9 protein-coding genes and 1 pseudogene are annotated in these 13075 nt (G+C 44.9%); 7 read left to right on the top strand and 3 right to left on the bottom strand.

Annotation, left to right across the window (positions count from 1 at the left end):
* Together EIM92_RS16715 and EIM92_RS16710 are read left to right on the top strand one after the other, a co-directional pair.
* Complete coding sequence (locus tag EIM92_RS16715; RefSeq protein WP_125083612.1) at nucleotides 1-1110, top strand: DegT/DnrJ/EryC1/StrS family aminotransferase; 1110 nt, start codon at nucleotides 1-3, stop codon at nucleotides 1108-1110.
* Entirely contained in the window at nucleotides 1103-1750 is a 648-nt protein-coding gene (locus EIM92_RS16710; protein ID WP_125083611.1) for an acetyltransferase, read from the top strand. The genes EIM92_RS16715 and EIM92_RS16710 overlap by 8 nt, the downstream gene beginning before the upstream one ends.
* Nucleotides 1751-1847: 97 nt before the next feature.
* Here the strand turns inward: EIM92_RS16710 and EIM92_RS16705 are convergent, their stop codons facing one another.
* From EIM92_RS16705 to EIM92_RS16695, 3 genes are all read right to left on the bottom strand, one after another.
* Nucleotides 1848-2906: a glycosyltransferase family 4 protein gene (locus EIM92_RS16705; RefSeq protein ID WP_125083610.1), complete on the bottom strand. Its 1059-nt coding sequence runs from the start codon at nucleotides 2904-2906 to the stop codon at nucleotides 1848-1850.
* Between the two features lie 17 nt (nucleotides 2907-2923).
* Nucleotides 2924-4363, bottom strand: a complete 1440-nt coding sequence (locus tag EIM92_RS16700) for a glycosyltransferase (RefSeq protein ID WP_125083609.1) — start codon at nucleotides 4361-4363, stop codon at nucleotides 2924-2926.
* 256 nt (nucleotides 4364-4619) lie between these two features.
* Nucleotides 4620-5603: a Gfo/Idh/MocA family protein gene (locus EIM92_RS16695; protein ID WP_125083608.1), complete on the bottom strand. Its 984-nt coding sequence runs from the start codon at nucleotides 5601-5603 to the stop codon at nucleotides 4620-4622.
* A 504-nt stretch (nucleotides 5604-6107) separates the two neighbouring features.
* Between EIM92_RS16695 and EIM92_RS16690 the strand changes: the two genes are divergently transcribed.
* The 5 genes and pseudogenes from EIM92_RS16690 to EIM92_RS16670 all read left to right on the top strand — a co-directional run bounded on the left by EIM92_RS16690 (nucleotide 6108) and on the right by EIM92_RS16670 (nucleotide 13042).
* A complete protein-coding gene (locus EIM92_RS16690) occupies nucleotides 6108-7295 on the top strand; it encodes a cytochrome P450 family protein (protein ID WP_125083607.1) in 1188 nt (395 codons plus the stop codon).
* A 405-nt stretch (nucleotides 7296-7700) separates the two neighbouring features.
* Nucleotides 7701-9445: pseudogene (locus EIM92_RS24765) on the top strand (proline--tRNA ligase).
* A gap of 75 nt (nucleotides 9446-9520) precedes the next feature.
* Nucleotides 9521-10240, top strand: a complete 720-nt coding sequence (locus tag EIM92_RS16680; RefSeq protein WP_125083606.1) for a YebC/PmpR family DNA-binding transcriptional regulator — start codon at nucleotides 9521-9523, stop codon at nucleotides 10238-10240.
* A 170-nt stretch (nucleotides 10241-10410) separates the two neighbouring features.
* Nucleotides 10411-12249, top strand: a complete 1839-nt coding sequence (locus EIM92_RS16675) for a UbiD family decarboxylase (protein ID WP_125083605.1) — start codon at nucleotides 10411-10413, stop codon at nucleotides 12247-12249.
* A gap of 172 nt (nucleotides 12250-12421) precedes the next feature.
* Complete coding sequence (locus EIM92_RS16670; protein ID WP_125083604.1) at nucleotides 12422-13042, top strand: DUF1796 family putative cysteine peptidase; 621 nt, start codon at nucleotides 12422-12424, stop codon at nucleotides 13040-13042.
* The last annotated feature ends 33 nt before the right edge of the window (nucleotides 13043-13075 follow it).

The following is a 13075-nucleotide window of genomic DNA, read 5'->3' as shown; positions in this document are numbered from 1 at the left end:
ATGGAGTTTATTCCGTTTCTTAAGCCGAAGGTCGTCCCCAGGCAGTACTATCAGCGTTATTTGGACGAAATTGATGCTTCAAGAATATATACGAACAATGGCCCTTTGAATAAGAGGTTTGAAAAACAGATTCTTCAGCAGTATTTCAATAATGAGGGGGACGTAGTAACGGTAAGCAATGCGACCATAGGTCTTCTTTTAGCCATATCGCAACAAAAGCGGCCGGGCAAATATGCTCTAATGCCCAGCTTTACCTTTCCTGCAACACCGCTTAGTGCTTTATGGTGCGGGTTAGAGCCCTATTATATCGATATCGATAAAGATCATTGGTGCATGGATGAACATATGCTTGAGGTGGCCTTGGAGAAACTCGGGGATGAAGTGGCCGTCGTCGTTCCTTATGCGACATTTGGCACTGAGCTTGATCTGAAATATTATGATTCGTTGATCCAGCGAGGCATCCCCGTTGTGATCGATGCGGCATCAAGCTTTGGGACAACGATGCAGGAGGACAACGTCTTCCACTTTGGAGGAGCTATGGTATACAGCTTCCATGCTACGAAATCTTTTGGCATTGGAGAAGGGGGAATCGTCTATAGCGGAAACCGTGAATTGATTCAACGCATACGATACTCTACAAATTTTGGATTTAATGAAGAGCGAGTCTCAGGACAATTGGGATTGAACGGAAAAATTTCGGAATATGCGGCGGCAGTTGGACTGGCGACCTTAGATGTTTTCCCTGAAAAAATTAAAATCCGAGAGCAAATTGGAGAATGGTATAAGGAAGCGTGGAATAAGTATAAGCTGGCTGAAGCAGGATGGAACTTTCAGGCTGTGAAGGGCAAAGTAGCTTATCAGTTCTATCCACTGTTATGTCCATCAGGACAAGAGAATCAGTATTATGTGAATAAACTGCATGCATCCGCCATTCAAGTAAGGACTTATTTCTCGCCGCCCTGTCATCGGCAAAAGATGTTTGAACTTCAGCCACGAACATCACTCGCGGTTACGGAGGATATTAGTCGGCGTATTCTGAGCTTGCCTGTCTGGGAAGACATTAGCCAGGAGCAAATTGAACGGATTGTCAGGAGTCTGATCCATGAATAAAGCTAAGCTCATCATTTGGGGCTGCGGTGGCATGGGGCGAGAAATTCTTGCCCTATGCGAAGTACTGGGACGGGAAGTCATTGGCTACCTGGATGAGCGCATAGAAATGCAAGGACAAATTATCGATGAAGTTCCTGTGCTGGGTGATATTACGCATGTTGCTAAATACAGAAATGAAGCTGAGATTATTTGCACAGGAGTTGGCGAGCCTACTCTCAAAAGAAGGTTTGCATTCAAAACGAGGGAAGCCGGGTTTCGACTAGCGGATTCGCTCGTGCATCCCTCTGTACATGTGCCTCGCAGCAGTCAGATTGGCGTGAACAGTGTTCTTTGCGCCGGAACGATCGTAAGCATTAACGTTAATATTGGCGATTTTGTCATTGTCAATACGAATGTGACGCTTGCGCATGATGTGTCAGTTTCCGATTATTGCACGATTTCACCTGGGGCTAATATTAGCGGCAATGTCACCGTAGAGGAAGGGGTTTTCATCGGTACAGGCTCGGCTATCCGCGAAAAGTTAACGTTAGGAGCTTGGTCATTGGTCGGAGGTGGCTCTTTCGTTAAAAATGACGTTCCACCACAAACGCTGTATGCAGGAGTTCCTGCCATTTATAAAAAAACAAGGACAGCGCCCTAATTTGAAATCCCCTTTTGGTAAACAGTGATTTTTTGGCCATTCAGCTGGCTGAAATCGATGCTTGCTAAAGGGGATTTTTTTTATATTGAATTGTGCTTTAACGATTGCCGAGCATATGAGAGAGCTTTTCTTTTACGATCTGTTCCATTTGAAACCTGGATTGGATTGTTTTTGCGCCATGGGTCGCTATATGCCTTGCTTTTCGGACATGATCCCTGATCCAACATAGAGCGTGAAACAGGGAGTCTTCGTCAGGGTTTATTTTGAGATAGTCAATTCCCTCCTGCAGTATGAGCTGGTCATTCCGAGGATTGGTCGTCACGAGAAGACATCCGGTAGACATGGCATCCACAGCAGCGGTAGTTGGAAAACCGTCCAATGCCATACCATCACTCGTACTGCAATTAATGAACACCTCGCAGCTTTGGTAGAGCGATTTCAATTGTTCAGGGACCATTACCCCATGAAAGGTAAAACGTTGATTTGTTAATTGAGCAAGCTGATTATCCCAGTCTCCGACAATATGGAGATGAAAATCATCTGAATCAAGCCGATTGAAAGTATCGATAAGCAATGGGAATCCCTTTCTGGGATAATTAAAAGCGCTAAAAACCAGTTGTATGGGACACGTCCATGATTTTGCGATGTAATTATAAAAATTCGTATTAATTACAACAGGCTGATAGATGCTTTTATCAATTTTTGAGAGAATATCTTCGATATTAGTAAAGATGGTTGAACAATGGTTGTTTACTAGTTCCAGGAATTCCGGTCTAGTCTCTTGAACGAGACCCCCACCGGGGTACAGCGTCGTGTGTAGCTTGATTTGCCGTTCAACTAAGAATGACTGAATATCCAAATAGGGATTAGAGCCAGGCATATGAGTTCCATCAGGCAGGGTACACTTCCCCAGCAAGCTTAAGACCATGTTTAAAAAGACGCAATAGACATCGGTGATTTCTTCAGAAACAGCTAAATCCTTAAACTGTGAAAAGGGATGAACAGCCGCTGGGAAATCATCTGAATAGGGTTCTGTAGCAAAAAAAAGAGTATCTGGGCGCAGAGTATGGAACTGGATGTTCTCCCAATAACGAAACCCGCTGAGCTTCCAAGGGAATTTAGAATCGATAATGGCAAGACGGCGCTTAGAGGGCATGCTTTGCAATCCATGCCTTACAGCTTACGGACAAGTCGCATGCTGTTATAGTCACACAAATAAGCATACTCATTTCGTGCGCACATCTCATCCACTGCTTTGGTGACACCCGGCAGTTCCGCCCATTCATACCCTGGGCAATCCGTATAAGAGTAGTCATGGAAAGCTATGATTCCACCAGGAACAACCCTTGAAGCGTAGTGGACTATATCATGAATAACCCCATCATAACTGTGATCTCCGTCAATGAAGAGCGCTGCAATCTCAGCAGGACAGTCATCGTATGCTTCTTGGCTAGGTTTTTTTATTTTCAAAATGTGAGGTTCCAGACCGGCATTGCGGATGTTCAAGTCAAAATCATCTTCATAGTTTACGGGTAATGCAGGGTGATAAAAGGGATCGATGATATGAATGGAACGTTTGCGTGTAGTCAAGTGCTGGCTGCTTAGTCCAAGAGCTATCGCGCTCTTCCCCTTGAAGGTACCGATTTCAACGATTTCACCGGCCAGGTGATCTACAAGTAGAGGCAAGTGAAGGAGGGCAAGAATTTCAAGCTCCATTAAGTAACCTTCCGTTTTCTTGACGATTTCAAGCAGCTCGGAAAACTGATATTTACCGTTAAAGTTCATGATGATGCAGCGCTCCTTTTTGATTGCTATTTTGGAACCGGGACTTGCTTTATATTCTTGTGAATGCTTCTCAATGATAGGTAGGTTTATTTCGACCGAAGAGGTTGAGTCGTGTGCAAGTTCCATGCGAGTTCTTTCATAATAAGAAATGAAATCCTCACGTATATCATCATAATATTCCTGAATAAACAGTATGCGATTCTCCTCGTATTTGGATAGATCAGCTACGCCACAGTCGTGAATAACCCACGTGGTATCTTGGGAAGGAACGCCAATCTCATAACCGGCTCTAGCAAATTCCATGCATTGCGATAAGTCATAGAAATCCCAGTCCACAAACAAATCTTCGCGCCAAGAAATATCTGACTGCGTCATCATTAGTAATCCATCTACTGCAGCGACACGCTGGTAAGAGTGACCTTCCCTACTATTGTTAAAAGCAAGCAGCTCCATGTTTCCAGAGTGGCTGGCGTAGACCTGGCCGTAATTCTCTCCGGCATCCCACCACATTCCGCTTGGCGGGACATAGGCAGAGCCGATTACGCCCATCAATCCAAGCTGCGGGTTATCCTTGAAAATCTGGATCATATCGATTAGAAAGTTTCTGTGAGTGATGTAGACATCTTGGTGAAGATAAACTTTGTATTTAGCATTGGATTTGGACATTGCTTTGTTGTAGCCAGAGGTCATGCTTTTGGCTGTGGGTATCGAAATAATTTCAATTTCGTATCCCTCCGGAATATGAAGAGCCGAAATATGGTGAATCGACTCTTGTAGTAAGTCTTGTTGATTAACGCAATAAATGAAGCATATTTTATGCGAATTCATGGTCGAGTCATTATTCTCCTCTCATATTTGGTAAATCTCCATACATCTTTATATGATGAATGAATCAAATATGTTTATCTGTTAGACTATTCGTTTTAAAATGGGATTAAAATCAGGCACCGTGGATGTTGAACAAAGAGGATGTGTGGATCATGCTTATTCAGAAATTGAAATATGATTTCTTATGAAGGAGGTTAGAAGGATAGGTACCAACTTGGTGGAGCTATCCTTCCTAAATTTATGGAAAATCAATAATTTACAGCGTATCTGCGGCGAAGACGATTTGCGCATCCTGGCGGGCTTGTACGACCGTTTCAATAACGGATCGGCTGTGGTCTAACAACTGATGGCACTGCTGATAATCTTGCGCTTGGTACATTTGCTTGAAGGCAGTCAACTCATAATAGAGCAAATTCTCGTTGGTTTGCGCGTTCAAAAGGGTCTCTCGTCCATTAGCATGCAAAATCAGCTTCCGGCAGCCGTTGGCTCCATGTTCCACATGAAGATAACCCTTCTCGCCTTGAATGAGTACGAAATTCATGCTGTTTGTATCTTTGCATCCCACACATTGTGCGATAAAATCAGAGTATTTCAGCACCAGGATTCCGGAGGTATCTATGCCGTTTGGATGCTTGTTGGCCGTGTAGCTTACCGACTGAGGAGCCCCGAACATGTTCATGACAAAATGTAAATTGTAGATATTGATATCGGTCAAAGCGCCGCCGGAGAATTCCGTGCTGAACACGTTTGGTGTTTCGCCGTTTAAGAGCTGATTGTATCTGCTCGAATATTGGCTGTAGTTGCATTGAATGAATTTGATCGCACCCAGCTGAGCGAGCTGTTCCTTTGCTAGCTGGTAATTCGGCAAATGAAGCGTCGTAATGGCTTCGAACAGCATGAGGTTCTTATGCTTTGCTAGAGCGATGAGGCGATCCAACTCGGCTACCGTAGAGGTGAAGGGCTTCTCGCAGATGACGTGCTTGCCATGTTCAAGGGCTAAGGTAGCGTGTTCACAATGCAAGCTGTTCGGCGAAGCAATATACACGAAATCAATCTTCGGATCTGCCATGAGAGCGTCAAGTTCTGTATAAATGACAGGAATGCCGTATTTTTCGGCCAGAGGCTGAGCGGTTTCCTTGTTACGAGAATACATGGCTACGCAATGGATGTCCTTGATTTGTTTTGCTGCTGCCAGAAATGTATCGACGATGAATCCTGTTCCTATCGTTGCAATGTTCATTTGAAAAACTCCCTTCATAATAAGCAGACGAATTGTTATTTTGATTCATCTGATTAATTATTGTGCTATATATAGGGTTTGCTCATTAATTAATTATATTAATTGAAATTGGTTAATGGCATTAATAATATGATTTTGCCTCCTCCTCTACAGTTATTCCGTCATTCAGTACGCTTAAAACATACAATACTTCATCGTCTTGCACAGGCTTCGGCTTATTGAAGCAAATCCATTATAACTCTTTACATAACCTATCATAGTTGGTTACTTCCGACATCATAATGAATGCGGATGGCCTTCCCATATAAAGATACCAGTTGATCGATGGTATGAACAGCCAAACCGGCTATATGACTATCTACATTGTATAGAATACGTAGTCCATGTTTATTCATAAAAATAGGTAGAATTGTGTTTATTTGCTATTCCATCGAGCGTCATGGTAATATTTTCATGTAATGGCTTTACAATTTCTGAACGATGGAGAGAGAGGGGACGATTCCAATGCAAACCAATCAATCTTTAAGTGAGAATTTGTTCACGGAGGCATTTACCCAGGATCCTTTTCCGACGTACGCCCAGTTGAGAGATCATCAACCGATTATGCGCATGCTGTTCCCGGACGGGCAATCCGGTTGGATCATCAGCAGGTATGAGGATGCTGTCTTGGCCTTGAAGGATCCCCGTTTCGTGAAGGATATGAGGAATGCAGGTCTGGATGAGGATGTGATCTTTATTAAAGATAATATGCTGTTCTCTGATCCACCCGATCATAAGAGATTGCGGGGCTTGGTGCAGAAAGCTTTTACGCCGCAGTTGATTTCCGGGATGAGGGGACGAATTCAGCAAATTGCAGATGAACTGTTAGCAGCGGTAGAAGGAAAGGAGGCTATAAATTTAATCGATGACTACGCATTTCCTTTGCCGATAATTGTTATTAGCGAAATGCTAGGGGTACCGCAATCCGATCGGGATAAATTCCGCGTATGGTCGAATGCCCTCATTGAACACTCGGGTCGGGAAAGCGATGAGGAAATGCGCGCATTGATACTGGAATTCAGGGAGTATCTTAGGGCGTGGATTGCGGAAGCAAGAAAACAGCCAGGCGATGATTTGATCAGCCAATTGATCGTATCCGAGGAGCAAGGAGATCGTCTTTCCGAGGATGAACTGTACAATCTGGTCATGCTGCTCATCATTGCGGGTCATGAAACCACGGTCAATTTGATTGGTAATGGCATGCTTGCGCTGCTTCAGCATCCGGATCAGCTCCGTTTATTGCAGAACAAGCCCGAGCTGATTCATACGGCGATCGAAGAGATGCTTCGGTATAACGGTCCTGTTGAGTTCAGCACCTCCCGCTGGGTAAAGGAAGATTTGGAGTTTAAGGGAATATCGATGAGCCGAGGTGACCTGGTTATTGTATCCTTAAGCTCAGCCAACCGTGACCCTGAGCAATTCAGCGATCCCGATCTTTTTGATATCACGAGAGAGAAGAGTCCGCATCTTGCCTTTGGTAAAGGCATTCATTTATGTCTCGGTGCTCCGCTTGCACGGTTAGAAGGAGAAATCGCCATCAACAGCCTGCTGAAGCGTTATCCAGATGTTCGCCTAAAAGGAGACACGAGCGAGCTCGAATGGCGTCCAGGTATGATCGTAAGAGGCGTCAAAGAAATTCCATTGTATTTATGACGGCAGTGGTTATGATCACAGCAACGATTGTTATTGACTAATTTTCTACTCTCATGTAATTTGTACCTTATAAAAGTGCGATTTTTAGCTTGAAATAGTGAATTAACATATCAAAAAAAAGCTTAGACCAAGGCAGCGGTTCTTGTTTCGCCGTCCAGAGAGGAATGCCCTCGGCTGAAAGGCTTCCCATTGCGTGCGAACCGCCTCCTACCTTGCGAGCTGTGGCGGGAATGCTATTGATGATCGTAGACTAACCGTTGCCGGCTTACGCCGTTAACGTCTTGAGGATCGGTTTGCTTATTCAGCTTACTTCGGTCATAAATAGGGTGGTACCACGACACATTCGTCCCTGACGGATGTGTCTTTTTGTTTTATTGTGCTGCTAAAAATGAGGAGGGGTTATGTATGAGACAAAGCGAGCTGCTGTTGAACACGCTCCGTGAATCGCCTGGAGAAGCGGAGGCCGTCAGTCACCAATTGCTTATTCGTGCCGGATTTATCCGTCAATTGGCGTCGGGCATTTATACGTATTTACCATTGGGAAGACGCGTACTTCGCAAAATAGAGCAAATTGTTCGAGACGAAATGGATGGTGCAGGTGCGCAGGAGCTGCTGATGCCAGCCATGCAGCCAGCTGAGCTGTGGAAAGAATCTGGCCGCTACTCGCTCTATGGGCCGGAATTAATTCGGATACAGGATCGACATGATCGTGAATTCGTTCTTGGTCCTACTCATGAGGAAGTCATCACTATGCTAATGCGAAGTGAAATTAATTCTTACCGCAGGCTGCCGGTAATATTGTACCAAATTCAGACGAAATATCGCGATGAGCGGCGTCCTCGGTTTGGGCTTATGCGCAGCAGGGAATTTTTGATGAAGGATGCCTATTCCTTCGATTTGGATTGGGAGGGTTTGGATCAATCTTATTGGAGGATGTACCGCGCTTATGAGCGAATATTTCACCGTTGTGGATTGGATTTTCGAGCGGTTGAGGCGGATGCCGGAGTGATCGGAGGTGAAGGAGAGACCCATGAATTTATGGCATTAGCAGATATTGGCGAGGATACTGTTGTTACATGCTCTCACTGTCATTATACAGCGAATCTGGAAAAAGCGGAGTCGGCCAAGATAGCTTCAACGATGAAATAATACGAACACAAGGCGAGTTTAGCGCTGATCAAGTCTTAGCAGTCGAGAAATTCTATACACCGAATCTGCGCACGATCGATGATCTGGTTCACGAGCTGCACATTACGCCAGAGGAAATACTCAAGACCGTAGTATTTTTGGCAGATGACCAAGCCGTGGCTGTCGTTGTACGCGGAATTGATGAAGTCAATGAGTTGAAGGTTAAAAGTTATCTGGGAGCAGAAACGATTAGCATCGCGGATTCGGAACTAGTAATGACATTAACGGGTGTTGCCACGGGATTCGTCGGGCCTAAAGATTCATCGCTGCCTGTATTGCTCGATCAAGCGGTCCTCAATATGACAAAAGCGATTGCAGGAGCAAATATATTAGATTACCATTATAGAAATCTTCATGTCAGACGAGATATTCCATTGAAGCATGTCGGCGATTTTCGCAATGTTATGGAAGGAGATCGTTGTCCGCGCTGCGAGCAAGGGAGATTTAAATTCTATAAAGGCATTGAAATCGGACATGTGTTTAAGCTCGGGACAAAATATAGCGAACAGTTGGACGCTTCATATCTAGATGCTTCTGGCCATTCCCGCGCATTGATCATGGGCTGCTACGGAATTGGGGTGTCGCGAATCCTTTCGGCTGTAATTGAACAGCATCATGATGCGGATGGTATGATCTGGCCTATATCTATCGCGCCTATGCAGGTTCATATTATCCCTATTTCCGTGAAAAATGAAGAGCAGATGGGCATTGCGCAGCAGTTATACGATAGCTTGGTTAATCATGGGGTAGAGGTTCTGCTGGATGACAGAGCTGAACGGCCGGGGGTGAAATTCAAGGACGCGGATTTGATTGGCATTCCGATTCGTATCATGGTTGGCAAAGGTGCCTCAGATGGAATTGTGGAGTTTATGGAACGGCGCCTGGGTGTGAAGGAAAGCATCTCTCTTTCAGAAGCATTGGAACGCGTACGAGCGTGTACATCCCATTTTTTTAAAATATGAGTTGATCCGAATTTTTCAATCTGCGGGAAGATGTTATAATAGGAACGAAAAATAATAAAAGAAAGCGGGAACATCATGGGTCGTAAATGGAATAATATTAAAGAGAAGAAAGCATCCAAGGATGCAAATACGAGTCGTATATATGCGAAGTTTGGCGTTGAGATTTATGTAGCTGCCAAGAAGGGAGAGCCAGATCCTGAATCGAATCGGGCTCTGAAGGTCGTGCTTGAACGGGCTAAGACATATAATGTACCTAAAGCCATTATCGACCGAGCCCTGGATAAAGCTAAGGGAAGTTCAGAGGAAACGTATGAAGAGTTGAGATACGAAGGCTTTGGGCCAAACGGCTCCATGGTTATTGTCGACACCCTGACGAATAACGTGAATCGGACGGCTCCTGAGGTACGATCAGCCTTTAACAAAAATGGCGGCAGCATGGGAGTAAGTGGATCGGTTTCCTATATGTTTGATGCTACAGCGGTTATCGGTGTAGCCGATAAAACGATAGATGAAGTGTTTGAAATCTTAATGGAAGCAGACTTGGACGTAAGGGACATCATAGAGGAAGAGGATGATGTCATCGTCTATGCGGAGCCGGATCAATTCCACGCTGTGCAGGAAGCATTCCGTGCAGCGGGCATATCAGAGTTTACCGTAGCAGAACTGACGATGCTGGCTCAGAACTACGTAAGCCTTCCTGAAGATGCGCAAGCTCAATTCGAAAAATTAATCGATGCATTGGAAGATTTGGAAGATGTCCAGCAGGTATACCATAACGTGGAGCTGGAGGACTGATCCTATCGCTCATCCCCCAAACTTTCTACTCTGAAGGAGGTTTGGGGGATTTCTATGTATTAAACTACTATGAGTAGCACCTGATATGTTATCATGATGAGAGTACGTTGTCGCTGTAGTGTGACAAATCTGATAAGGAATATCTCTTAGGAATGGATGGAGCTTAACATATGAAATATCGCAACTTGGAAGAATGCGTCATTGATTTGGAGAGGCACGGACACTTGGTTCGTATTCGCGAAGAAGTAGATCCTTATTTGGAAATGGCCGCCATTCATTTGCGCGTATATGAAGCAGGTGGCCCGGCATTATTATTTGAAAACGTAAAGGGTACGAAGTATCGCGCTGTCTCCAATCTGTTTGGTACCATCGAGCGGAGCAAATTTATTTTTCGCAATACTTGGCAGGCTGCGGAGAATGTAATCGCTTTGCGCAACGATCCGATGAGGGCATTGAAGAGGCCAATTCAGAGCATGAGCTCAGCTTTTGCAGCGCTTACAGCATTGCCGTTAAAAAAGCGCAGCGGACTGCCAGCGAACCTGCAAGAAATTCAAATTTCCGATTTGCCGCAAATTCATCATTGGCCGATGGACGGCGGTGCGTTTATAACCCTGCCCCAGGTGTACACGGAAGATCCGGACAAGCCGGGCATCATGAATTCCAATCTAGGCATGTATCGGGTACAACTGAGCGGCAATGAATATGAAATTAACAAGGATGTCGGCATGCATTATCAAATTCACCGTGGCATCGGCATCCATCAGGATAAGGCGAATAAGCAGGGGGTTCCCTTAAAGGTGAGCTGCTTTGTCGGGGGTCCTCCGGCGCACACTTTAGCTGCGGTCATGCCGCTGCCGGAGGGGATGAGCGAGCTGACGATTGCGGGCATGCTCTCTGGTCGGCGCTTTCGTTATGGCTATGCTGACGGCTATTGCGTTAGCCATGATGCTGATTTTGTCATAACGGGCGAAATTCATCCCGGTGAGACGAAGCCTGAAGGACCTTTTGGTGATCATTTAGGGTATTATAGCCTGATTCATCCTTTTCCGGTAATGAAGATACAGAAAGTGTATGCTAAGCCGAATGCGATTTGGCCGTTTACGGTCGTGGGACGACCTCCGCAAGAAGACACGGCGTTTGGAGAGCTGATCCATGAGCTGACTGGAGATGCCGTTAAGCTGGAGGTTCCAGGCGTGAAGGAAGTTCAGGCGGTGGACGCCGCGGGCGTGCATCCATTGTTGTTTGCGATCGGCAGCGAGCGGTATACGCCGTATCAGGAAGTTAAACAGCCTGCCGAGCTGTTAACCATTGCTAATCATATTTTGGGAACGAATCAACTAAGCTTGGCAAAATATTTATTTATTACCGCGGAAGAGAAGCAGCCGCTCAGCACGTACCGCGAGGTCGAGTTCTTAAGTTACATTCTGGAGCGCATCGATCTGCATCGGGATATCCATTTCCAAACGAATACGACGATCGACACACTGGATTATTCCGGAACAGGGCTGAATACTGGAAGTAAGGTTGTTTTTGCGGCTTGTGGAGATAAAAAAAGAGAACTATGCACCGAAGTGCCGGACGGCCTGAAGGGGATTCGCGGCTATGAAAACGTACGATTTATCATGCCAGGCATCGTCGCGATGCAGGGGTCGGCGTTTCAGGATTATGTCAGCGCGAATAAGGAAATGGACGACCTAACCAGGGCGATTGCTGCAAGAGGAGAGTTTCCGTCCTGCCCGATGATTATTCTTTGTGATGACAGCGAGTTTCTAAGCGCATCACTGGGCAATTTTCTGTGGGTCACCTTCACACGGAGCAATCCTTCCCATGATATTTATGGGGTGAACAGCTATTACGATAACAAGCACTGGGCTTGCGATAATGTAATCATTGATGCCCGCATTAAGCCGCATCAAGCACCACCGCTCATTCCTGATCCGGTGGTCGAGAAAAATATCGAGCGTTTGTTTGTTAAAGGAGCAAGTCTTGGCGGTATAAAGCTAGAATAGAATTGATTCAGGATATGAAGCTCCTGTCTTTTTAAGAGACAGGAGTTTTATTTGCATTAAACGATGAATCTACTCTACTAAAAATATTTGTTTGCCACCCTACGAATATCTAGTTCATTATATCAGGCGTGAATATGATATTAGTAATCGGTATTCATAGGGAGGTATAAACATGAGACGATCTGAAATGCAGCGCCCGTATGATTTCGTGATGAGCCTTGGTTATAATTGCATGGTTGCTTACCAATTGAAGAGATTATCGCTCCGAACTTTCTCAGCACCCATTGATTGGGTGATTATTCATGAAGTAAAAGATGTCATTCGTTTGTTAGATCAACGATTCCATGGGTATATGGAAGAACGGAATTTAGAAATTCTCGGCAAGCATAATGGATTTTTTTCGGTTAAGGATACAGTGTACAACGCCCATTCCTTTCACGATTTTCCTTGTTCCGGCGATAATCAGATGATCACTAATTATAATGATTTTAAAGCGAAATTGGATCGACGCATCAGCCGCTTTATTAGCTTGGCTTCCCAGAGCGACTCGGCATTGTTTGTCCGTGAGCGCTGCAGCTATGAGGAAGCGATACGCTTGAGAGATAGTCTGGCTTCGCTAGTTAAAGGCAAGGTGACTCTTCTAATCATTAATTATACGAAGGAAGCTAGACTCGTTGAACATGATTGGTTAGATGATGGCATTTGCGGTGTAGACGTAAATCTAGAAATCGATGATGAAGCTTGGCGGGATTCGTACTGGAATGATGCTTTTCGAGGAGTTTCGGTGAAATAGATTAAACACTCGAAAAGATATAAAAACAGAGTA

This window comes from Paenibacillus lentus, from assembly GCF_003931855.1.
GTDB classification, from domain to species: domain Bacteria; phylum Bacillota; class Bacilli; order Paenibacillales; family Paenibacillaceae; genus Fontibacillus; species Fontibacillus lentus.
The sequence above is the reverse complement of the archived record's forward strand: the minus strand, read 5'-3'. Positions and strand labels throughout refer to the sequence as shown.

What these genes read in the sequence shown, in the direction of transcription:
- EIM92_RS16715 (WP_125083612.1), top strand. Translation starts at nt 1, where the DNA reads ATGGAGTTTATTCCGTTTCTTAAGCCGAAGGTCGTCCCCAGGCAGTAC.
- EIM92_RS16710 (WP_125083611.1), top strand. Translation starts at nt 1,103, where the DNA reads ATGAATAAAGCTAAGCTCATCATTTGGGGCTGCGGTGGCATGGGGCGA.
- EIM92_RS16705 (WP_125083610.1), bottom strand. Translation starts at nt 2,906, where the DNA reads ATGCCCTCTAAGCGCCGTCTTGCCATTATCGATTCTAAATTCCCTTGG.
- EIM92_RS16700 (WP_125083609.1), bottom strand. Translation starts at nt 4,363, where the DNA reads ATGAATTCGCATAAAATATGCTTCATTTATTGCGTTAATCAACAAGAC.
- EIM92_RS16695 (WP_125083608.1), bottom strand. Translation starts at nt 5,603, where the DNA reads ATGAACATTGCAACGATAGGAACAGGATTCATCGTCGATACATTTCTG.
- EIM92_RS16690 (WP_125083607.1), top strand. Translation starts at nt 6,108, where the DNA reads ATGCAAACCAATCAATCTTTAAGTGAGAATTTGTTCACGGAGGCATTT.
- EIM92_RS16680 (WP_125083606.1), top strand. Translation starts at nt 9,521, where the DNA reads ATGGGTCGTAAATGGAATAATATTAAAGAGAAGAAAGCATCCAAGGAT.
- EIM92_RS16675 (WP_125083605.1), top strand. Translation starts at nt 10,411, where the DNA reads ATGAAATATCGCAACTTGGAAGAATGCGTCATTGATTTGGAGAGGCAC.
- EIM92_RS16670 (WP_125083604.1), top strand. Translation starts at nt 12,422, where the DNA reads ATGAGACGATCTGAAATGCAGCGCCCGTATGATTTCGTGATGAGCCTT.